We start from the raw sequence: 22,984 nt of genomic DNA on the forward strand, positions 1-22,984 counted from the left end.
TTTGCTACGCCTGTCAGACGGATTTCTACACGGTCGTAGGCGCCGCCTGTAGGGATGGTAGCGATAAACTGCTGATTGCCGCTTAACAAGCGGAGGGTAAGCAGATTAGAAAGCGTATCTGCGGATACTTGCGTAGTACCATTATATACAGTCAGTACAGTACCGCCGAGCAGACCTACATTTGCCAGGGCTGCAGAGGTACCTAAGGTAACCTGGATACTATCTGTTGCACTTCCTGTATTCGGGAAGATCAGTTGTTGATAAACAGAACCACCTAACAGACCTACTGGTATAGACAGCGTAGTGAAGTTCGTAGTTGAACTATCGATGTCGAAGGTTGGGTTCTGCACAGAGCAGAGGATACAACCAAGCGTAGTACCTGATACCTGGCTGGTAGCTACGTTACATGCTGTAGGTGGTACCACAGGACCTGTAACGGTTACCACAACTGGCACTCTTGCAGAAGAACACGCTCCTGGAATAGAGACAGCTGCCCAATAAGTGTAAGTACCTGGATTAGAGAACGGACCTACTACAAATGGAGTTCCTGAACCAAGAACAGTAGTGGTAGTAGAATCTGCATACCAGTTGATCGTTGCACCTGGAACTGGAGTAGCGGTGAGACTTGCGGTCTGACCAGTGGCTACAACTACCGCACCTGCCACTACTGGAGGAGCTGGTGCAGTTACTACATTCACCACCGCAGCTTTCAGATTACCGGCGGCATTTGGACAACGATTGCTACCTGCGATTGCTACATAATAAGTATATGTGCCGACCGCCAGTCCGGTGATCGTCAGTTTACCTGTTGAGTCGATTGCGTAAGTAGTTCCGCCAACAGTAGCATTTGTGATTGGCTGTGTTTTAGCAGCATCAAAATACCAGCTGAAGGTTGGGTTAGTGATACCGGATGCAGGATTAGCCGTTGGAGCCAGTACTGCATTACCGGTGGTACAAGCAGTGGTGGTATCTGCCAGAACGATGTCTGTAGGAGCACCCAATGCTTTCACTACTACCTGAACAGGAACTCTGTTAGGGTTTTCGCAATTCTGTGGACCACCATAAGCAGCTACCCAATAAGTAACTGTACCTGGTGTTTTCAGCGTATCTGTTGTGTAAGTATTAGAAGAACTTAATATAGTAGTGCTGGTAGAATCTGCATACCAGTGAACACTTGTACCAGGTGCAGGAGTAACTGTCAGTGTAGCTTTTGTATTTACACAGACAGTATCATTTGCCGTGTTGATAGTTGGGTTTGGATAGATGATCCTTGCACCATAAATATTAATAGAGTTCAACAGATTAGCTACACCTGTCAGGCGTACTTCTACGCGGTCGTAGGCGCCGCCTGTTGGGATAGTAGCCACAAACTGCTGGTTACCGCTTAACAAGCGCAGGGTAAGCAGATTAGAAAGCGTATCTGCGGATACTTTCGTAGTACCATTATATACAGTCAGTACAGTACCACCGAGCAGACCTACATTTGCCAGGGCGCCAGAAGTACCTAAGGTTACCTGGATACTATCTGTTGCATTTCCTGTATTCGGGAAGATCAGTTGTTGATAAACAGAACCGCCTAACAGACCTACTGGTATAGACAGCGTAGTGAAGTTAGTTGAGGAACTATCGATATCGAAGGTTGGGTTCTGCACAGAGCAGAGGATACAACCAAGGGTAGTACCTGAATTCTGGCTGGTAGCAACATTACATGCTGTTGGAGGTACTACAGGACCTGTAACAACAATAGTAACTGGTACGCGACCTGAAGAACAGGAAGAGCCATTTACAGAAGCCGATGCCCAATAAGTATATGTACCTGGATTAGAGAATGGTCCTACTACCAACGGAGACCCTGTACCTACAGGCGTAGCTGTAGTGGAGTCGGTGTACCAGTTAACAGTCACACCAGTAACAGGAGCAGCAGTAAGACTTGCTGTTTGTCCAGTGCTGATTACAATCGTACCTGGTACAACTGGAGCAGCTGGCGGATTCACCACGTTCACCTGTACAGGGATTCTGTCAGGGTTGGTACAACCATCAGCAGCGGTCACCTGTGCGTAATAAGTGATTACACCAGGAGTTGTCAGTACCGGAGTAACGAAGGTAGTACCAGTACCAGCAATAACCGTAGTTGTAGAATCAGTATACCACTTCAGCGTGTTGGCGCCCAGGCCACTTGCAGTAATAGTATCTTTTGATCCTACGCAGGTACTGCTATTGGTAAAGGTTGGATTTGGCGCAACAGCTCTCACACCATAGAAATTGATGGAAGAGAGCAGGTTAGCAACGCCTGTAAGTTTCACCTGTACCGTATTATATGGTGCACCTGTAGGAATGGTCACTGTAAATTTGGAAGGACTACTGAGCAGGTTCAGTGTTACCAGGTTAGAGAGTGTATCTCTATCGATAACGGTAGTACCATTTGCAACAGTAATTTCCACACCTGCCAGGAGTCCAACAGTAGCTAATGAACCATTATAGCCGAAGGTGAGTCTCAGGCTATCTGTCGCAGCTCCGGTAGTCGGGAAGATTACCTGCTGGTAGACGCTTCCTCCTAAAAGTCCCACAGGTATATTTAATGTACTGTAGGTGACATTCAAGGAAGTGTCAATGGCATTATTAGGGTTGGTTACACTACAAAGTATACAGCCCAGTGTTGTACCAGTAACAGTAGAATTAGGCATGTTACAGGTAGTATTCGGCGGAGCACTTACTGTAATGGTGTCTACTACGCGGTAGGATTCACAAGCGCCACTGGAGCTAAGTCTGACAGACGCATAATATTTATATATGCCAGGAGTAGCGAATGGTCCTACTGTTATCGTATTACCACTTCCTATTGGTGCTTGTGTTGTATCTGAATACCAGTAAACAGTACCGCCACCTGGAGGGGTAGCTAATAATGTTACTGGTTGATTTACACTCGCAAAAACATTGGAGGAACCCAATGTTGGTACTGGCGCTTTAGAGGTGGTGATAACAGTTACCTGTTTCAGCGTATTAGCGAGATTATCGCAATGGGTAGAATCGGATGCGCTGACAAAATAATTGTTTGTTCCCGCAGGTAAACCTATGATGGTCAGTTTCCCGGTAGAGTCGATCAGGAAAGTAGTACCACCCACTACCAGACCATTAGTGATCGGTGTTGTCTTTGCAGCATCTTGCCACCACTTGAATACGGGTTTAGTCAGTGTGGTAGAATATGGCGTGATCCGCACGGTGTCTCCCATACAACTGTAGGCTGAATCCGGGAAGTTGAGGTCAGCGGCGGTGGTATATGCTTTCACCAGCAATGAAAGTGGTGTTGGCTGGGAACCTGTCGTACACAATGTTCTATTTGCAGTAACAGAATAGTTGAAGGTACCGGCTGTATTAACAGGGGGTGAATAAGTTGAGGTAGACGCGGGGCCCTGGACAATTCCACCGGAACCATTATACCAGGTATAGTTCAGGGTTGCATCGGGACTTTGAATAGAGAATGTGGCTGGGGTATTCAGACATGTAGATTGATTAGCTACAGCAGCTGAAACAATCGGACTAGGAATGAATCGTCTGACATCATATACATTAAGGCTATTCGTCACATTGGCAATCGACCCGACTCGGACCTCCACGTGATCAAAGGGCCCGGAAGAGGCGAAGGTGGCTGTTTGTTTGGACCCGGGGCCAGACAACAGACCAAGTGTAAGTAAACTACTTCCTCCATTAATACTGTCAACTACCGTTGTTCCATTATAAGTAAGAAATGTGAGGGATTGTAATGCGGAAAGTCCGAGTAATCCTCCACCACTTCCAAAGATGATGCGTACAGAATCTCCAGTTTTAGCTAAGCCTGGGAATATTACATTTAAGCGGGTATAGGCGGCCACGCTGGCAAGTGTACTAAGAACGGCAGCAGTGGTGGTATCGCCATTGGGAGAAGTCCCGTCAATGGCATATCCAGGGTTGGTCACTGTTCCGAGGGTTACCAGACTGGCAATATCGAGGAGACTTTTAGGTCCGCCAATAACATCAATTGGTTGATCGCATGCCAGTGAACTGGTAGCTGGTGTATTATAATAAGCAGCATATACTAAAAGGCTGGAACCAACACTCACCGTACCAGAGATCTGTACGCGAACGCGATCATAAGTGCCGGCTCCTCCGGGAGCAGGTACATAAATTTCCAGCTGGTTATTGTTTGTCAGGAGGGTGGCAAGCGCACTACTTAGATTAGCAGCAGTACCTACAGCGGTAGAAGCACCGTTCATAGGTTGTGCTGTCATCGTGCCTAATGTTACGCTCAGGAGGCTGGCGGGTGTTCCTATTTTCAGAATCACGCCTTGGTTAGCCGGTATGGGATTAGCGAAGATGAGGTCTTGATATTCAAATGAAGCTACGCCCACGCCTACTGTAATCGTGGAAGCAGTGTTCAATCCTGCCGGGGCAGCATCTACTGCAGCCGGGGCATTTGTAACACTACAACCAAGGCAAATGCCTCCACTGCCGCTCCCTTGAGAAGAGGCATATGTCCGTTGATAGTACGTTTGTGCGTTTACGTTAGTGCTACAACATGCAATAAGCAATAAGGCGGAAATGATGCATTTCCACCAGTTAATAAATTGGGGGGTTTTCCTGGGTTTCGGATGCGATCCGTCCCGGGTTCTCAGGATAACAAAGGGAGCACTAAAAGGGCTATTAGGAGTAGCTTTTGAATGCATAGCATCAGTATTTGGATAATAAGAAGTCTTGTTTATTGCGTTCAATAAACTCCGAGGAAGGCAGCGGTTAAGAAGTATGTAGACGGGCTTGGGATTCTGGTTGAATTGGGATTCCTTCTGCCTCAGTAATATATTTTGACAATCAGTTATGCGAAAGTATAGTGCTATCTGCGTTTATGTATATGTCTTTTTGTTCATTAATTAAAACCCGTTCAGCCTGTTCATTTTCTTATTGATCTGTTCATTTTATTCATTCAATTGAACATGAAAATCATTTTGTTCATTTCATGTATCGAATCCGATACTTTTTTTAGAAAATTTTGAAAAAAGTTAGCAACAGCGAGGTTAACTGTGTCCTAATCGCAGTGGATAATTTGACCAGATTGGTCTATATGTTACTTCATTGACATGCAATAATTTAAGACGTATTCTACCCAAACTTAGGTAGCGATCCCTCAAACACATTATTTAATTACACATATATAACATTTTCCCATGACTGTCCCGGTCCTGTTCATTTTAACTTTCTGAAAATCTAAACGTTTGATATCTACGTAATTAACTTTTGTACCTAATTTCCAAAATCCATTCTTGTCCCCTATGATAGATATATCCTATGACTTTATTCTAACCTTGCAAAAGGAAGTTTTGCAGAAATTTGGGGTAGAAGTCATGTCGCCAGGAGAATGTAAACATCTCGGCCAGTCCATACTGGAAAAGACAACTCAATTAATCAGTGAGACCACTCTTAAAAGAGTGTTCGGCTTTGCTGTTGCTCAACACAGCTTCTCTCGTTTTACCCTCAATACATTAGCGCAATACTGTGGATACAAAGACTGGGAGGCTTTCCAGCAGCATCATTATATGCTGAGCAACCCACAAGCCATTGCTGCCGCCAATGGAGGGATGAAAGAAGCCAAATGGATAGAACTGAGAACCAAAGCCTCCGCAGTGTCGCATTATACTATGCTGACTTTGCAAAACCGTTCCGGTATCAACTTCCAGAATACCGTGAAACGACAATATATTATTAACCATATTGAGAAGTTCCTGGAAAGCAATTACACCGCTACTGCTTTAATTGCACCTTCAGGATGGGGAAAAAGCATCTCCCTGGTCCATATGGCAGACCATTTCTGGCATAACAAACAAGCAAAATTCGGGGAAGACGTTTGTTGGTTCATCCACGCTCACGCCGCAGGAAGCCTGCTGCTGAAAGGATTCTCCCTCTCCACCTGGCTGGATAATCAACTCAATCACGGCAATGGTGAAAACTTCCGCGAATACTTCACCTCAGAATTCGAAAAAAGAGGCTCACGCCTTATATTAATAATAGACGGTTTCGATGAAATCGCCGTCTCCGCAGAAAAATTACGACTCATTTACTCCAAGCTGGAAGACTTTATCTACTCCAACGACCAATTCCCCTGGATTAAAGTCATCCTCTCCATCAGAAGCAGTACCTGGAATGAACTGTTTCAGCGTCCGAACGACTATGCAGCCTTCCGCCGTTACTGGTACGTTGGCTCCGAAATGGATGAAGAAACCAATATCAACGTCAAACAACTCAATGACCAGGAAATAAAAACAGTCCTGGAAAGACATGAATACCCCACAGACATTATTAACCAGTTCTCTGAAGCATTCCTTCAGAAACTTAGGCATCCATACTACCTGCAATTGTTTTGTCAGCTAAACCCTGATCCAAAAACCACCTTTGTAGATGAAAACCTGAGTCTGTATGAAATTATTTCCCGATTCGTACAAAATAAGGTATTCATTTCTCCCACCAGTACCTTCAAAATAAAGATCATACAGCGCCTCCTTTCCCTACTGGACCTAGGTAGAAATGGCATGTATGTGGAAAAACTGGAATTGCTGGACCAAAACTCTGAACTATTCCCTGCATATAAAGAACTCCTCGCTGATAATATCCTCGTAGAGGAAAACCTTAGCCAGGAAATCATGTATCATGTGAAAGTCCGCTTTGCGCATGTATTCCTCCTGGAATACTTTGTGGCCATGCATTACCTTCAGAAAACCAGTCAGCAGGTCAACGAACCGGTTTTGCAGGAAATCGCTTCCTATCTGCCGGCATCTCCGTACAGAGTAGGGGTGTTCAAATGGCTGCTGCGCTTCGCCATCAATCATAAACAAACAGATGGCATCCTGAAAATGCTGCATCTGCCGCTGTCTTTGATTGAAAAATCACACCTCCTGGAATATCTCGTTCTCCATTATCAATTGGATGGCAACGACCAGATGGAACTAAGATCCATTTTCCCCGCCGGCTTCTTCAAGAAGAATCCGATCAGCAACTTCATTAATGATGAATTTATCCACTTCCGGAAGAAAAAGGTGCTGTGGGCATTATTACCACTCGCTGATACCAAAGAGGATAAACTGAAAATACGCAGCATGCTCTTCACCATCTCTCTGCTTCAACTGGAAGCGGAAGAATGTGAAGCGCATTTATTAGCTATTAAAAAAATATATGCTCCTGAAGAATTGGAAGACGAGCTCTGGGTTACTCCTCACGAAATTCTCCTCTTCATTTATGAGCGTATGAAATTTGGCATCGTAGACGAACAGGTATTGCAGAAAATCTATAGTTATCCGCATTATCTCCAGGCCGCGGCCAGTAAACAACTCTGTACCTCCATTCCGCAGGAAATCGTTATCCGCAATATGGGCTATGCCCTTTCTTTGCTGGAAGATTTTGAACATCTTCTCCAGTTTACCCGGCAGATATTCGATACCTACCCTTCATTGGTATATCGTAAAACGGATTCCTTCCGTTTGCAACTACTCTGCTGGCAAACACATGCATTGGCAAGGCTGGGAGACATGGAAAAGGCAGAAAGACTTTGCAGGCATACGGACAAAGTGCTGAAAAACTATTCTGCTAATTACTTCGCCAGTAAATATGTAGAGTCCCTGCAGAAAATGATTTCTGCCGATTACTATTATAAAGAACAAGACCTGATGCGCGCCCTGCGTACCGCAGAAAATGCCGTAGAAACAGCACAAAAACTGGATTTTAAGGTAATTGCGCTGCGCAATCTGAATTTGCTGAAAAAACTATACACACAATTAAATATGGCTGGCAAAATTGCCGATACCCAAACGCAAATAGATTCCATTAAAGCAAACACGTCCTTTAAGCATGAAGCCCTGAATTTTGCGCGCAAATTCTGACAGATTTTTGCTTTCTTGCAACATAGATGGCAATTGACGAAAGCAAATATTCATTTTCACAGCAATTAATTTTCAATCTCCTGAGTCTGCTTACGGTTAGCGTACTGGCTCCGGTGATTAACAGGTTCCTGCCACCTATCATGGCCGGAGGCCTCCACGTGGACCTGATCGTCGCGGCGCTCATCAGCCTGGCCATCGTGTTTGCCCTTAGGTGGGTTTTTCGCCCGCTGATTATACCTGCCTTTCTCCTGGTATGCGTTGCACTCTTTGTGAACCGCTCTGTAGATGGATATTCCCTCAAAAACGTCATCGGCGATTATAAAGGGATGGTGCAGGGAAACTGGGGCGCGAAAGACAGTAAACAATTGGACATCCTTAGTATGTATCCAAGGAGAGTTGAAAGCTACCGCGACAAAACTGTTCGCGGGCTGCGGGAAAAGATCAACTACAATGATTCCATTGTCCGCAACTTCTCTGTTCAACATAGCCTCGACTATTACGATCCCTATTTCTTCAAATATGGAAAAATCGTGCGTTTTTTGTCACTTTTCCGGTATATCAACACTCATTTTAAATATGTACTGGACTCCAGGAGAGATGAATACTTCGCGACACCACAGGAAACCATTCAAAATGGACTGGGGGGCGATTGCGATGACCATTCCCTTTTGATGACCTCCTGTCTGCAATCCATCGGGGCCAGAACCAGGATAGTACTGATTAAAGGACATGCTTACCCGGAGCTATATTGTGGGAATAAGGAGGAATTTGAGGTGATCAAACAGGTTATAATCCTGTTTTTCCCCAAGCCTCCCATTAAGGAAATTTACTATCACGAGCTGAAAGGCGAATACTGGATCAACCTGGATTATACTGCTAATCATCCGGGCGGACCATACATGAATGATAAAGTTTATGCCCTCATTGAGCTCTGATCCCTAAATTTGCGACATGAGTCACTTTAACCAACTCCGGAAATACCACGGCTTTTTTAAATTCAAACGAGATTTTGAGAAGTACAGTTTAAAGAAAGCGAGGAGTTATGAGATCGTCATTCACTGGCTGCATAGTAAACTTTCCAGGAATCAGTTTTTGCTTCTTTCTGGTATACTCGTAGGATGTGGCGCTGGTATGGCCGGCGTTGTGCTGAAAATGCTGGTACACTATATCCACTATGTTATTACGGATAAAGTCCATTTTAATACGCAAGTCTTTTTCTACGCTATCTTTCCTTTTTTAGGTATTGTACTGACTACCATTATCGTGGTGGTATTTTTTAAGGGGCAGTCGCGCAAAGGGATTCCTGCCATTCTTCATGAAATAGCGCAGAACTCCAGTTTGATTCCGCCTGTAAAAATGTATTCGCAGGTTTTACAGAGTGCAATTACGGTGGGATTGGGTGGATCTGCGGGATTGGAAAGTCCCATTGCGGTTACAGGGGCTGCGCTTGGTTCCAATTATGCCCGGAATTATCATCTTCCTTACAAAGAACGTACGCTTCTGCTGGCAGCCGGCGCCACTGCGGGGATAGCCTCTGCGTTTAATGCGCCCATTGCCGGTATGATGTTCGCGTTTGAAATTTTGCTTACAGGCGTTGTATTCTCGGACTTTATGCCGTTGATAGTGGCTGCCGTCTGCGGTAGCTTATTATCTAAAATCATTCTACAAGAGGAAGTCTTATTTCACTTTGAGTCCCGCACTGCATTTAACTACCATAATGTTCCTTTTTATGTGGTATTGAGTCTGCTTTGTGGATTTTATGCCAGGTACTATGTAGTGGTCTCGCAGAAAATTGAGCATTTCTTCCATAAATTAAAATGGAGTGCCGTCCGGAGGGCCATGTTGGGAGGGGTACTTGTTTCTGCACTTTGCGTAGCCATGCCGCCGTTGTTCGGGGAAGGATACACTGTAGTGAAAGCCCTCGCTAACGGTCACGGGGAAACGATTTTACTGAATAGCTTCTTTCGCTATATCCCAGCTCAAAGCCAAATGTTACTGATCTTCACTGGGGTCATATGTCTCTTTAAAGCATTTGCCAGCGCTATCACCATTCAGAGTGGTGGTAATGGCGGTAACTTTGCACCCTCTCTCTTTGCTGGAGGCTTCCTGGGATATTTCTTCGCCCTGCTATGTATACAGCTTGGCTTCAAAGATATTCCGGTTACCAACCTCGTACTGGTAGGTATGGCGGGCGTGATGAGCGGCGTGATGTATGCTCCATTGACCGCTATTTTCCTGATTGCGGAGTCTAGTTCAGGATATGATCTCTTTATTCCGCTGATGATTGTGGCTACGGTTTCTTTCCTTATCAGTAAATGGTTCTCGCCTATTTCACCCGAATTGAAAGCATTGGCTGCTGAAGGAAAAGTATTCACCCGTGCGCACGACAGGAACATTCTCTCTCTTATCAGAATGGAAAGCATTCTGGAAACCGATGTGCAGGTAATTCCTATCAATGCTCCTCTACGTCAGTTAATTGACTTAATCAAAGTGGGCGATAGCAGCAATATTGCGGTCGTGAATGAAAAAGGAAACTTCGAAGGTCTTATTGCATTGGATAATATCAGACCTATCATATTTAATCCTGAGATGTATGATACCATGACGGTGAAACAGCTCATGAAAGCGCCGCTTGCTGTTGTGAACATTGATGACAATATTGAGGTTGTTATTAAGAAGTTCGATGCCGTGAATGCCTGGCATCTGCCGGTAGTAAAGGATAAGAAACTGTTGGGAATGATATCTAAATCCAGGATACTCAACCAATACCGTAAATTACTGCAAGAATATTCAGATATATAAATTCATAATTTTTGTCCTGTATGGCCCGTGTACTCATCAACTTTGCGCATCCGGCGCTGGAGAAATCCAGGATGCATGCCCATTTGGTGCCGATGATAAAGAGTTTGCCAGATATTACTTTCAATGATCTGTATGAACATTATCCGGATCTGGATGTAAATGTTGCCCGGGAACAGGAGTTGTTGTCGAGGCACGAAATCATTCTGATGCAACATCCGATGTATTGGTATAATGCACCGGCCATTGTTCGTCAGTGGCAGGATTTAGTACTGGAACATGGATGGGCATATGGCCATACTGGCAATGCGTTGAAAGGGAAATATATGTCCAACATCATTTCAGCTGGTAGTCGGGAGTCGGAGTATAGAAAAGGGGGGAGACACGGATTCCCCTTGCAGCAGTTTTTACTTCCATTCACGCAAACGGCTATACTCTGTAATATGAATTACATATCTCCCTATATCATTTATGGCGTGCATAGAATGGATAAATCTGATATCATAGAAGAGGTACAAAGATTGAAATCTGTTCTTCAGAAACTAACTTCTCCCGACTTTGATTTGACTACGCTTGATCAAATTCAGGATCTCAACGAACTTATACAGGAACCTATTCAAAAAGCATAATATGGATCAGCATTCGTTACTCTTTCAGTCGATGGTATACCTGGCGGCAGCCATTCTGTTTGTGCCATTGGCTAAGAAAATGGGACTGGGAGCGGTGCTGGGCTATCTGCTGGCCGGCGTTATTATAGGACCATCTGTAGCGGGTTTCATAGGAAAGGAAGGGGAGGACATCATGCATTTCGCTGAATTTGGAGTGGTAATGATGTTATTTCTGATTGGTATGGAGTTGGAGCCTGCCTTACTCTGGCGACTACGATCCGCCATATTGGGGCTTGGAGGTTTGCAGGTGGTGCTGAGTACTGCCGCCATTGCAGGTGCTGCCTTATTATTGAAAGTACCATTGAGTGCCGCGCTGGCCATAGGTATGATCATGTCGCTTTCCTCTACGGCCATCGTCTTACAAACGCTGAATGAAAAAGGGTGGATGCCAACGGCCGCCGGACAGAGTTCCTTTGCTGTATTGCTTTTCCAGGATATTGCTGTCATCCCGATGCTGGCTATTTTTCCGTTATTAGCGGTAAATGCAGTGGCTTCGGAGCACAGTTCACCATCTCTGCGGGATAATCTTCCTGCATGGGGTCAGACACTCGTGGTGTTGGGCGCTGTTACTGCTATTATCTTCGCCGGACGTTATCTGGTGCGGCCTATTATGCACATCATTGCCCGAACCAGAGTAAGGGAATTGTTTACTGCCACGGCATTACTGATGGTAGTGGCGATTGCCGTGCTGATGAATCTCGTTGGACTCAGCTCTGCGCTGGGCGCGTTTTTGGGAGGTGTGGTACTGGCGAATAGCGAATATCGTCATGAATTGGAAAGTGATATTGAACCGTTCAAGGGACTACTGCTGGGGCTATTCTTTATTGCCGTAGGGGCTTCTATCGATTTCGGTTTGATAAGGGAACAACCCTGGCTTATATTTGGACTGGTAATAGGTTTGATGACTATCAAGACCCTTGTACTACTGGGCCTTGGCAAGTTATTTAAGTTAAGTACGGATCAGAACCTATTGTTTTCCTTCGCGCTTTGCGATATTGGAGAATTTGCATTTGTATTACTGTCCATCTCCCTACAATCTAATATTCTTGACAAACAGACCACTGGTATACTCACGGCAGTAGTAGCTATCAGTATGGCGATGACGCCTTTACTGATGCTGTTGTATGAGAAACTGGTTCAACCCAGATTCACTATAACGGAGAAGTCTACACGCAAAGCCGATGAAATACAAGATGAACACAATCCTGTTATCATTGCTGGTTTTGGACGTTTCGGCAGCATTACCGGCCGTTTCCTTCGGGCGAATGGTATTAAGGCTACTATCCTGGATATGGACTCGGACAGAGTGGATGCGCTGCACAAGTTGGGTATAAAAGTATATTATGGAGACGCGTCCCGATATGACCTGTTGGTGGCTGCCGGAGCTGCAAAAGCAAAGGTGCTCATCATTGCCATGGATGACTATGAAAAGACCACTTCTGTTGTAAGAATGGTGAAGAAATACTTTCCCAATTTGCAGATGCTGGTACGTGCAAAAGATATTGAAGACACCTTTGAGTTAATGGACCTGGGGGTACTGCATATCTATCGGGAAACGGTGGATACATCGCTGCGGTTGGGGGCGGATGCCCTGGAAATGCTGGGCGTGCGCGCCTATCACAGCCATCGGGCGGCCAGAACATTCCTTCGTCAGGATGAAAAAAGTATCAAGGGTCTTTCTGCTACCCGTGATGATAAGAAAGAGTTTGTCAGTGCGCTGAAAGAGCGTATTGAAGAAATGGAAAAACTGATTGCTTCCGATAAGATCAGAACCTGGCTGGATGAGGGTGAAGGCTGGGATTCCAGCGGTATCCGTGATGAAGCCACTGGAGAACCCGACGTTCCTGTCAAAAAATAGATTATTTATTCACATGTGAGATAATCAGCTCTGCTACTTTATGCAGCAGATTCACATCCACCTGTTTGGGCGAATCATGTAAGGGTTTGCTGGAAACTGCGCGTACATAACCTTCTTCATCTGGTTCGAAGGTCACTTCCTGTTCTGCGATATCTACTTTATAAACTGTTTTAAATGGGAGTTCAGAGGTACGAACTTCCAGTATATGTGGCTGTCCTTTGTATTCAAACTTCAATGTAAAATTTGCGGTATGCATATTGGGTTATCGCTGTGCGAATTATGCTTCATTCTGTTTTTGCTGGTGGTAATAATGCCTGATCTTGTTCTTCTCATCTCTGGAAAGTTCATGGATATACCACATGGACAGATAAGCTAGTCCGCTGATGATAAATATGTATCCGATGAAACCGAGTGTGTGAAATAATGATGACCATACCCAGTCGTTGGAATCGGCGTACTGCGCTAAGATAGCCAAAATTGCGCCTACCGCTGTGAATATGAAGGCAATTTTTTTCATGGGAGTTAATTTGGGATAATCAATTGCGTTGTATTAATACGTGGTTACGTCTCTGCATCCTGTCTTTATTACTTACGTAAACGAATGGAGAAGGGATCTTGTTCAAAAAATTTTTATTAGGGCTACAAACGAATAATCCTTTCTGTGTCGACATTTGAGACGTCGATACAGAAAGGATTATATCCATTATTTTTCCGGCGGCTTATAGTTGCAGCCGTATGTGTAATTTATTGAGTCCTTTTACCAGGAACAGCATTAGCACCGCATAGCAAGCACTCCAGAGGATTCCGGGTACATCATGGCTCAGCACATCTGGTAGTTCAATTCCTAAGAAGATGAGTAAGAAATAAACAATATCCGGGAGGATATAGGTCAGTAAAGGATTAGCGCCTGCTGGTCTGAAAAATGATGTCCATTTATTGATTTGTTTTACATCTATGAGGTAATACAAAATGGAGAATACCACCAAACAGATAGCGGCGCTACTGAGCGCCCAGCTGGGCGTTGCATAAATCTTTGAAACCTTGTACTGTGGCCGCAAGCAAGTACTTGTTATCATCATAATAATAAAAAATCCGCTTACTCTGGATACCAACTTACTTCCTCTCAGGTCAAGGTCTTCATCAAAATAAAACAGCGACAGCAGTAGGCCACAGAGTACAATTGCCGTATGGATGGCGTTTCCAGTCTGACCGCCAATCCAGCTATACTCACTGTCACGTATAAACGGTTGTTGACAAATGGCATAATAGGCGATACATATAGCAATCATCAGGAAAATACCTCCAGAAACGCCTTTCACTAGTTGATAGATAATGCAGGCATAGAGATACGCCCATCCAATGAGGCCGAGGATGCCCCACCACTGCGGTTCCAGGTGGTGATTACCATCTTTTCCGCCTCTGTAAATCCAGGCGAGATATAGCAATAAAGCGATACCAATGCCTTTAAAGCACCAGGCAATCCAGGCTTGTTTAAAGCGATATACGTTCCAGACGAGGATCACAGCGCCATAAAAAAGTAAGGCCCAGAGCGACATGGACATACCGGTAGCGTCCTGATTGAGGCGGCCGGTATTCACCATGAAAAGGCCCAGTACCAGGAGTCCGATGGTGCGCCAGATGATATGCCATTGCAGTTGCCAGAAGGAGTCGCCTTTTGCCAGGCGGCTATTGATAGCGAAGGGAATAGACATCCCAACAATGAAAAGGAAAGCAGGGAATACAACGTCCACGAAGGTCATGGCGTCTTCGTCAGCATGTGCATGCTGCAGCCAATGTGGGATGCCGCTGACGCCGGCCACATTGTTAACGAATATCATGACAAGGATAGTAATACCGCGGAAGGCGTCTATGGATAGGATGCGCCCTTGTTTTAAGTTGTTTATCATAATGGGAATTGCTACCTCAAAATACAATATCATCTGACCAATGTCAACAATTCTCCATGAGTGGGCAAAGGTCAATGGTCAAAAGTTGTACCTTCAGTTTCAAACTATTTTTCTGCTTATGAAAAGATATGTCTTCGCCGGAATGGGAATTTCCGCGCTGGCTTTTTTTATGGCATGTAATCAGGGGAATTCTTCGGCGGATAAAACCACATCCGAAGACCCGCTGGCAGCCCACAGGGATACAACCGTTAACCCAAGACAGGATTTCTTTGATTATGCCAATGGTGGCTGGATCAAATCGAATCCGATACCACCGCAATATAGCCAATGGGGAATCGGCAATCTCGTAAAAGAAGAATTATATAATCGACTGCGTACCATCAATGAAAAAGCGGTAGCTAATCCACAGGATGCTATTTCCAAAAAGATTGCCGCTTTCTGGCAATCTGGTATGGACTCCGTAAAATTGAATGCAGACGGTATAAAACCAATTGAAGGTCAACTGAAAGCGATTGACGCTATCAGCAATTTACAGCAACTGGCCCAAGTGAGTGCGCAGCTGTCTTCCTTTGCAGATGTATTATGCGGTATTGGCATATCACAAGATGCAAAAAACAGCGAAGTGATGGCGGTAACCTTCTGGCAAGGTGGTCTGGGGCTGCCAAACAGGGATTATTATTTCAATACAGACGAGCGTACCACAAAAGTACGGGCGGCTTATCCGGGGCATATCTCTCATATGCTGCAGTTTACTGGTATGCCGGCAGCTACTGCTGATGCAGCGGCTACCGACATTGTAAAGCTGGAAACCATTCTGGCTAAAAACAGTCGGAAACTGGAAGCGCTTCGCGATCCAAACGCCAACTATAACAAAATGGCGGTGACCAAGCTGACGCAAATGGCGCCAAATATCGACTGGGCACTTTATTTACAGCATCAGGGTATTGCCAAATTTGCGGATACTGTAATTGTTGGCCAGCCTGAATTCTATACAGCGCTCAGCAATGCATTGAAATCTGAAAAACTGGAGACCTGGAAAAACTACCTTAAATGGCAGGTGATCAGCAGTGCAGCGCCTTATCTCAGTGATACTATTAGCGCCAGCAGCTTTGCCTTCTATGGTAAACTGATGCGTGGTCAGGAAAAACAACAATTACGTTGGAAACGGGTATTGGACAATGAGGAGTCCGCGATGGGAGAGGCTTTGGGTCAATTATTCGTAAAAGAATACTTCAATGCCACCGCTAAAAAGAGATATGAAAATCTGGTAGAGGACATTCGCGCCGCACTGAAAGTTCGCATCCAGAACCTTGCCTGGATGAGCGACAGCACCAAGCAGAAAGCCCTTTACAAACTGTCTAAAATCACGAAAAAAGTAGGATATCCGGATAAATGGAAAGATTTCTCCGCCATGGATATCAAGAACCAGAGCTACTTTGACAACAGTCTGCAAGCTCAGATCTGGTGGCATAATCACGAGATCAGCAAGCTGGGCAAACCAGTAGATCGTACTGAGTGGGATATGACGCCGCAGACTTACAACGCCTATTATAATCCAAGCAATAATGAAATCGTACTGCCAGCGGGTATCTTCACGGTGCCGGGTAAACGCGATGAAGAGCTGGATGATGCGTTGGTATACGGTTATGCCGGCGCTTCCACCATTGGCCACGAGATCACTCATGGATTCGATGATGAAGGTCGTCAGTTCGATGCCGAGGGTAACCTGAAAAGTTGGTGGACAAAAGAAGATGAAGAAAAATTCAACAAACGTGCAGCCGTGATGGTACAGCAGTTTGATGGATATGTGGTGGTAGACAGCCTGCACATCAACGGAAAGGCTACACTGGGCGAAAATATTGCCGATCTGGGCGGTATTCTCCTCGGATGGGATGCGTTCCAGAAAACCGAGCAGTTCAAGAAAAATGAGAAAATTTCCGGTCTGACGCCATCTGAACGTTATTTCCTGGGTTACTCCCTGGGCTGGCTGAGTCATACCAAGAAGGAAGAATTGGCCAGAAGAGTGTTGACAGACGTGCATTCTCCGGCTAAATTCCGGGTAAACGGACCTTTCAGCGATGTGGACGCCTTCTATGATGTTTATGGGCTGAAACCAGGCGATGGTATGTACAGACCTGATAGTCTCCGCGTACGTATCTGGTAATAACCTGAAATCCGCTTTTTCTCATTAATTTTGCGGACAAATTCAGAAATACTTTGATTGAGAAAAAACAGATAGTAAAACAGGAAGAAAGGGCCGTGATTGTAGGTGTAATCACGAAGGACCAGAACGAACGTCAGGTACAGGAGTTCCTCGACGAGCTGGTATTCCTTGCCGAAACGGCGGGGGCTCAGACTGTAAAGCGTTTTACTCAAAGACTGGCACATCCCGACAGAGCCACCTTTGTAGGGAAGGGAAAGCTGGAAGAAATACATCAGTTTATTGCTGGCAGAAATATAGACCTGGTCATATTTGACGATGAACTGACCGGTTCACAGATATCGAATATTGAAAAGGTATTGAAGGTGAAGGTCATTGACCGTAGTGACCTGATCCTGGATATTTTTGCCCGTCGCGCCCGTACTGCGCAGGCGAAGGTGCAGGTAGAACTGGCTCAGTACCAGTACATTCTGCCTCGACTGCGTGGTATGTGGAGTCACTTGGAGCGTCAGGGAGGCGGTATCGGTAGCAGGGGTCCGGGGGAAACGGAAATCGAAACGGACCGTCGTATCGTAAAGGATAAAATTTCGTTGTTGCGTAAACGTTTGGCTGAAATTGACAAACAGGCGCTGACACAACGGAAGGAGAGAGGAGAGTTTATTCGCGTAGCCCTGGTAGGTTATACCAACGTGGGCAAAAGTACCATCATGAACATGCTCAGCAAAAGTGAGGTATTTGCAGAAAACAAACTTTTCGCCACCCTGGATACCACCACCAGGAAGGTCGTTTTTGAACAGACGCCATTCCTGCTCAGTGATACCGTAGGGTTTATCCGTAAACTGCCGCATCACCTGGTAGAAAGCTTCAAGTCCACCCTGGATGAAGTACGCGAAAGCGATATTCTGCTGCATGTAGTGGATATTTCCCATCCGCAATATGAAGAGCAGATTGAAGTGGTAAACCGTACTTTGCAGGAACTGAAAGCCTTCGAAAAGCCGACCATCCTCATCTTTAACAAGATGGATCTTTATGAAGCCAACACCTTTGATGAATGGCTGGATGTAGAAGTTAAGCAGGATATACTCCGTCAGCTGAAGATAGACTGGGATACCAAAACCAATGGTAATACTGTGTTTGTCGCGGCTATTGAAAGGAGGAATATCGAAGAACTGCGTAAAACCATTATGGATAAAGTAGCACAGTTATATCGTGAACGTTATCCATATAAAACAGAATTCTTCTATTAATGTCCAAACAATATACATGGTATAAGCTGGATGAGACCAGTTTGCCTGTTACAGAATCGGATATAAAAATATTGGAAGTAAATGGCAAAAAGCTGTGCTGCACATTATTTGGCGGGCAGCTTTTTGCTTTTGCGTATAAGTGTCCTCATGCCAGTGGTATCATGGCCGATGGGTTTATCGACAATGCGGGGAATGTAGTTTGTCCGTTGCACCGTTATCGTTTTAGTATCAAGAATGGTCGAAATGTGAGCGGAGAGGGATATTACCTGAAAACATATCCTGTGGAGCAGCGCGAGGACGGTTATTTCCTGGGCATGGAGAAAAGTGGGTGGCTATGGTAAGGCAGTTATCATTCTGTTAAGTGTAGTGATAACTGTTGATGGTATGGCGATAGAAAAGTAATTTTTCATCATGCCTACAACTAATTTCCGACCTGCCAACATTTCCGAGCGGCAAGTATGGCAATGGATCATTGTGCTGTTGATCATGCTGCAGTTTAGTGCCTTATTTGTTCCCCTGCTGGAGCCCGATGCGGCCTTATATGCCGTTATTTCCAAAAACATGGCGCTTCGGCACGACTACCTGAATCTCTTTCTGGAAGGCCATGACTGGCTGGATAAGCCCCATTTCCCTTTTTGGGTGACCGCCCTCAGTTTCCAGATTTTCGGCATACATACCTGGTCGTATAAATTGCCAGCCATATTGTTTCTCTTGATGGGAGCGTGGTATACCTATCGTTTTGCCCGGGATATTTATGGAGAAGATATCGCCCGATGGAGCGTTTGCATACTGCTAACCGCCGAGCATCTGGTACTCTCCAACAATGATGTAAGAGCAGAGCCTTATTTAACGGGACTTATCATCGCGGCAGTGTATCATTTTCACCGGCGACAAGTATTACCAGGGGCGATATTTGCGGCTTGCGCTATCATGACCAAGGGAATTTTCGCCATAGTGCCCATAGGAGCTGCTATAGGGGGGCAGATGCTGTTTACCCGCAACTGGAAGGAATTACTGCATTGGCGCTGGTTAGTAGCAATAGTATTGACGTTTCTGTTCATCACTCCTGAGCTCTATGCCTTATACCAACAGTTTGATGCGCATCCGGAGAAATTAGTTTTCGGGAGACACGCAGTATCCGGATTACGCTTCTTTTTCTGGGACAGCCAGTTTGGGCGTTTTATGAATACGGGGCCCATCAAGGGTTCCGGAGATCCTTTCTTTTTCTTTCATACTGTTTTATGGGCATTCCTGCCCTGGTCAGTGATGTTATATGCAGCTGTGATTCAGTTTTTCCGTCGCTTCAAAACAGAAAAAGACTTTCAATGTATATGTGGAGCGCTGGCCACTTTTCTGTTGTTTTCCTTGTCCAGGTTTCAGTTGCCGCATTATTTGAATATTGTATTTCCCTTTTTCGCTATACTGACAGCGAAGTATATACTATCGCTGGAGACAGAAAAAGGGCTGAAGTTTTTCCGGGTAACACAGTACACGATTATTATACTGGTGGCGATTTTAGGAATAGTAATAGACCTGTTATATAAGCCAGCCATGCATTTCCTTTGGCTGATTCCTGCCGGCGCATTGATCTTGTTGTATATTCTGCTTCACTATTGGATGGGTAAAACGACGCGCCAGGCAGTGTTTTATCGTTCTGTGGCGATTAGTATTTTATTGAATTTGTACCTGAACACCGTACTATATCCGGATATGATGCAGTACCAGAGCGGCACTACGGTAGCTGCGGTGGCCAATAAACAATTTGCGGGGCAGCCTGTCCGGATGTATAAGGCGCATTCCTATTCATTGGAATTTTACGCCAATGCGCCGGTAAGCGTATGTGACAGTCTTTGTGGTCCGGGGCTTTACTATACCAATGCAGAAGGATTGGCTACCATCTCCCGATATCATACTATTCAAAAATTTCCACAATTCTGGGTGAGTAAACTGGATTTACCATTTGTAAGGAAAGCGACCCGGGCAGGGGTTTTAGAGGAAAGATTCCTGGTGGAAGCATATTAAATAAATTTTTCAAATTGGCCATGGGAGGCAATTTCCGGTCGATTTCATATTTTTTTTCAAAAAATATGAAATAAGATTTTGCAGAAATGAAAATTTACCTATTTTTGCAATCCCAAATCGCACAAACGGTACGGGAAAAATTCCTCCTTAGCTCAGTTGGTTAGAGCATCTGACTGTTAATCAGAGGGTCGCTGGTTCAAGTCCAGCAGGGGGAGCGAAGGAAAAAGGTCTGCATTATATGCAGACCTTTTTTGTTAATATATGCCTCCTCAACCTAAGAGAGTCCGTGCATTTTTTTGTATATTTGAATTGTGCAATCCAATTCTAACATATCGAAACCATCTTTATCGAAAAGAGCATTTTGGGACATTGACCTCAAGCAACTAGATTTTGATAGGTACCCAGAGTTTACCGTTGTTAGAGCAATGGAAAGAGGCACCTCTAGTGATATTAGAGAGGTAATCCGATATTATGGTAGAGATAAAGTAAAATACATCCTTACTAATTCTGACCGGTTATTACCTCGTGCACAAGTGATCTCACGCAGACTTTTCCACCTTCACAATAGTGACTATAAATGCTCTACCGAAATACCACGAGCGAGGAATTATTCAATGTTTTAAGTAAGTTAATGAGCCTGCCAGAACTATCTGACTTCAGATTAGTAGGTGGTACTGCCCTAAGTTTATTAAGAGGCCATAGGGAATCTGTGGATATAGATATGTTCTGCGATGGACCATATGGCGAAATTCCTTTTGATTTCATTTTAGAAGTATTAAGGCTCAAGTTTTCGTATGTCGAGGAAACAAATCCATTTATAGGTCCTTCGAATCTTGCTAATAATCAAGGTTTATACCTTTTCATTGGGCAAAATGAAGAAACAAGCATTAAGTGTGATATACTATATTGGGATGCCCCATTTTTATATCCCCCTATAATTGAGGATGGTATAAGACTAGCTACCATTGAGGATATTGCAACCATGAAACTGGATACAATATCCAGAGGAGGACGAAAGAAGGACTTCTGGGATTTATCCGATATTTTGGAGTCATATAGATTCTCTGATTTAATAGAAATTTATAAAGAAAAGTATCCTTGGTTTGCAGTTCAGGATGTCATTAAAGGACTTTCTGATTTTACTATTGCCGACTTGATGCCAGACCCAATTTGTTTTAAACATAAAAATTGGGAAATGATTAAAGTTGAAATGCAGAGAATCGCAACTGAATATAATATAGCCCAATAGTGAATAATGGTTCTATCGCTTCCAAACCTCAAGGCCATTTAGAGTATTGAACAAGGATGATACATAATATCTCCTTTTAATTCCCCTCATAAATATGTGGATATCTCCCCGTCAACTTCGTTGACCAATGTATATTCCCTGTCATCAGATACTGCAACGACTCCAAATATCTTCGAATAGCCTTATTATTATTCGGATACCGAGAAAGCAATACCGCCGATAATAATTCAAATTGGTGCACTTCCTCATTATGTACCCTCACCGCTGCCCGGATCGCCTCCTCCACTGGAATAGCCTTAGTGTCACTAAGAACAGTTACCAGATTGAAAGCAGCACGATCATTAGAACGACTCATTTCCTTCGATAAAGAAAACAAGTCGTTACTATAGCAGATCGCATTACGGCAATGGCCTGTTACTCTCGCATAAAGCACAGAAGAGGTAATCTCTTCCGGTAGATTCACATCCGCCATCATAGTAAGTGAATCTGTAGCCAGATGAGCTGCGCCAAGGTACTGCCGGAGCAACTGATAATCACGGAGTGCAGGTTTTTCCTCCATTAAAATATGTTTCAGTTGCCATAGACTTCCCGCAAACATATCCCTGATGTTCTGGATAAAAACCTGTTGCCATTCGATGGTACTGATTTCCCGGACTCTCTGCCAGAAATCATTGAATGCACAAAGCGTTTTCTGCGTACCGTTATATGTCCCTGTATTCAGTATTTCCATGAATTTCCCTTCTAAAGACAACATCTCCTCAGGGGAACTGAAGGTGGTAGTTTCATCCATATGGTCATCTACCAGGAATAACAGGGTATTCAGATCACACCAAATCTCCAATGCCTTTTCAGAAGCAAAGGGATAGCTGCTGACAATAAGCGCCGCAAAGCTGTGCTTTTCATAAAAATCAAACTGCTCCTCATTGTTTAATAAGGCGAATTTCCGGAGCCATGCCCGCGTGTGAATGGCAATTTTATCCGTTAACGTCTGATTAGCCCAAATGGGATATGGGCAATAAAGTCGGGGGATGCTATGAAGATGCATAATTTCGGGTAAAATAAAATATGGTTTTAAACATGCCAGATCTGGGCTATACTCATCGATTGCTAGATTGTTGCAGTAAATACCAATTTCCGCGGAAAAAGTTCATTTTCGATATCATTTTAGCGGATAA

General features: G+C 44.5%; 16 protein-coding genes and 1 tRNA gene. 12 read left to right on the forward strand and 5 right to left on the reverse strand.

Annotation, left to right across the window (positions count from 1 at the left end; all coding sequences use genetic code 11):
* Positions 1–4,700: beta strand repeat-containing protein (locus tag CLV59_RS05215; RefSeq protein WP_211323750.1), on the reverse strand; the 4,700-nt coding region annotated here is incomplete at its 3' end.
* Positions 4,701–5,300: 600 nt separating this feature from the next.
* On the opposite strand from CLV59_RS05215, the gene CLV59_RS05220 reads away from it, so the two are divergent.
* Genes CLV59_RS05220 through CLV59_RS05240 form a run of 5 tightly spaced genes read left to right on the forward strand, consistent with a single transcriptional unit; the run spans position 5,301 to position 13,223 of the window.
* On the forward strand, positions 5,301–7,898 hold the full coding sequence (locus tag CLV59_RS05220) for an NACHT domain-containing protein (RefSeq protein WP_111590970.1): 2,598 nt from the start codon (positions 5,301–5,303) through the stop codon (positions 7,896–7,898).
* Positions 7,899–7,924: 26 nt separating this feature from the next.
* Positions 7,925–8,833 carry a transglutaminase domain-containing protein gene (locus CLV59_RS05225; protein WP_111590971.1) on the forward strand — a complete coding sequence of 303 codons (909 nt, stop codon included), beginning with the start codon at positions 7,925–7,927 and terminating at the stop codon, positions 8,831–8,833.
* Between the two features lie 16 nt (positions 8,834–8,849).
* The gene (locus CLV59_RS05230) at positions 8,850–10,700 is read left to right on the forward strand and encodes a chloride channel protein (RefSeq protein WP_111590972.1); all 1,851 of its coding nucleotides are present in this window, start codon (positions 8,850–8,852) and stop codon (positions 10,698–10,700) included.
* A gap of 20 nt (positions 10,701–10,720) precedes the next feature.
* Complete coding sequence (locus CLV59_RS05235) at positions 10,721–11,326, forward strand: NAD(P)H-dependent oxidoreductase (protein ID WP_111590973.1); 606 nt, start codon at positions 10,721–10,723, stop codon at positions 11,324–11,326.
* Between the two features lies 1 nt (position 11,327).
* The gene (locus tag CLV59_RS05240; RefSeq protein WP_111590974.1) at positions 11,328–13,223 is read left to right on the forward strand and encodes a monovalent cation:proton antiporter-2 (CPA2) family protein; all 1,896 of its coding nucleotides are present in this window, start codon (positions 11,328–11,330) and stop codon (positions 13,221–13,223) included.
* A gap of 1 nt (position 13,224) precedes the next feature.
* On the opposite strand, the gene CLV59_RS05245 is transcribed toward CLV59_RS05240, so the two are convergent.
* The 3 genes from CLV59_RS05245 to CLV59_RS05255 all read right to left on the reverse strand — a co-directional run bounded on the left by CLV59_RS05245 (position 13,225) and on the right by CLV59_RS05255 (position 15,130).
* The gene (locus tag CLV59_RS05245) at positions 13,225–13,479 is read right to left on the reverse strand and encodes a hypothetical protein (RefSeq protein ID WP_111590975.1); all 255 of its coding nucleotides are present in this window, start codon (positions 13,477–13,479) and stop codon (positions 13,225–13,227) included.
* A gap of 21 nt (positions 13,480–13,500) precedes the next feature.
* The gene (locus tag CLV59_RS05250) at positions 13,501–13,740 is read right to left on the reverse strand and encodes a hypothetical protein (RefSeq protein WP_111590976.1); all 240 of its coding nucleotides are present in this window, start codon (positions 13,738–13,740) and stop codon (positions 13,501–13,503) included.
* Positions 13,741–13,942: 202 nt separating this feature from the next.
* The gene (locus CLV59_RS05255) at positions 13,943–15,130 is read right to left on the reverse strand and encodes a DUF5009 domain-containing protein (RefSeq protein WP_170137653.1); all 1,188 of its coding nucleotides are present in this window, start codon (positions 15,128–15,130) and stop codon (positions 13,943–13,945) included.
* A 118-nt stretch (positions 15,131–15,248) separates the two neighbouring features.
* On the opposite strand from CLV59_RS05255, the gene CLV59_RS05260 reads away from it, so the two are divergent.
* The 7 genes from CLV59_RS05260 to CLV59_RS05285 all read left to right on the forward strand — a co-directional run bounded on the left by CLV59_RS05260 (position 15,249) and on the right by CLV59_RS05285 (position 21,809).
* Entirely contained in the window at positions 15,249–17,294 is a 2,046-nt protein-coding gene (locus CLV59_RS05260; RefSeq protein WP_111590978.1) for a M13 family metallopeptidase, read from the forward strand.
* Positions 17,295–17,347: 53 nt separating this feature from the next.
* The gene (gene hflX, locus CLV59_RS05265; RefSeq protein ID WP_111590979.1) at positions 17,348–18,538 is read left to right on the forward strand and encodes a GTPase HflX; all 1,191 of its coding nucleotides are present in this window, start codon (positions 17,348–17,350) and stop codon (positions 18,536–18,538) included.
* Positions 18,538–18,879, forward strand: a complete 342-nt coding sequence (locus tag CLV59_RS05270; RefSeq protein WP_111590980.1) for a Rieske (2Fe-2S) protein — start codon at positions 18,538–18,540, stop codon at positions 18,877–18,879. Before hflX ends, CLV59_RS05270 begins: the two co-directional genes overlap by 1 nt.
* A gap of 70 nt (positions 18,880–18,949) precedes the next feature.
* The gene (locus tag CLV59_RS05275; protein WP_245950804.1) at positions 18,950–20,560 is read left to right on the forward strand and encodes an ArnT family glycosyltransferase; all 1,611 of its coding nucleotides are present in this window, start codon (positions 18,950–18,952) and stop codon (positions 20,558–20,560) included.
* 141 nt (positions 20,561–20,701) lie between these two features.
* A tRNA-Asn gene (locus CLV59_RS05280) sits at positions 20,702–20,775 on the forward strand.
* Between the two features lie 96 nt (positions 20,776–20,871).
* Complete coding sequence (locus tag CLV59_RS29400) at positions 20,872–21,183, forward strand: DUF6922 domain-containing protein (RefSeq protein ID WP_394336929.1); 312 nt, start codon at positions 20,872–20,874, stop codon at positions 21,181–21,183.
* On the forward strand, positions 21,138–21,809 hold the full coding sequence (locus CLV59_RS05285; protein ID WP_111590981.1) for a nucleotidyl transferase AbiEii/AbiGii toxin family protein: 672 nt from the start codon (positions 21,138–21,140) through the stop codon (positions 21,807–21,809). Before CLV59_RS29400 ends, CLV59_RS05285 begins: the two co-directional genes overlap by 46 nt.
* Positions 21,810–21,885: 76 nt before the next feature.
* On the opposite strand, the gene CLV59_RS05290 is transcribed toward CLV59_RS05285, so the two are convergent.
* Positions 21,886–22,854, reverse strand: a complete 969-nt coding sequence (locus CLV59_RS05290) for a terpene synthase family protein (protein ID WP_111590982.1) — start codon at positions 22,852–22,854, stop codon at positions 21,886–21,888.
* Positions 22,855–22,984 lie beyond the last annotated feature (130 nt).

Origin of the sequence: Chitinophaga dinghuensis (assembly GCF_003259435.1) — a bacterium.
In the GTDB taxonomy this organism is placed as follows: domain Bacteria; phylum Bacteroidota; class Bacteroidia; order Chitinophagales; family Chitinophagaceae; genus Chitinophaga; species Chitinophaga dinghuensis.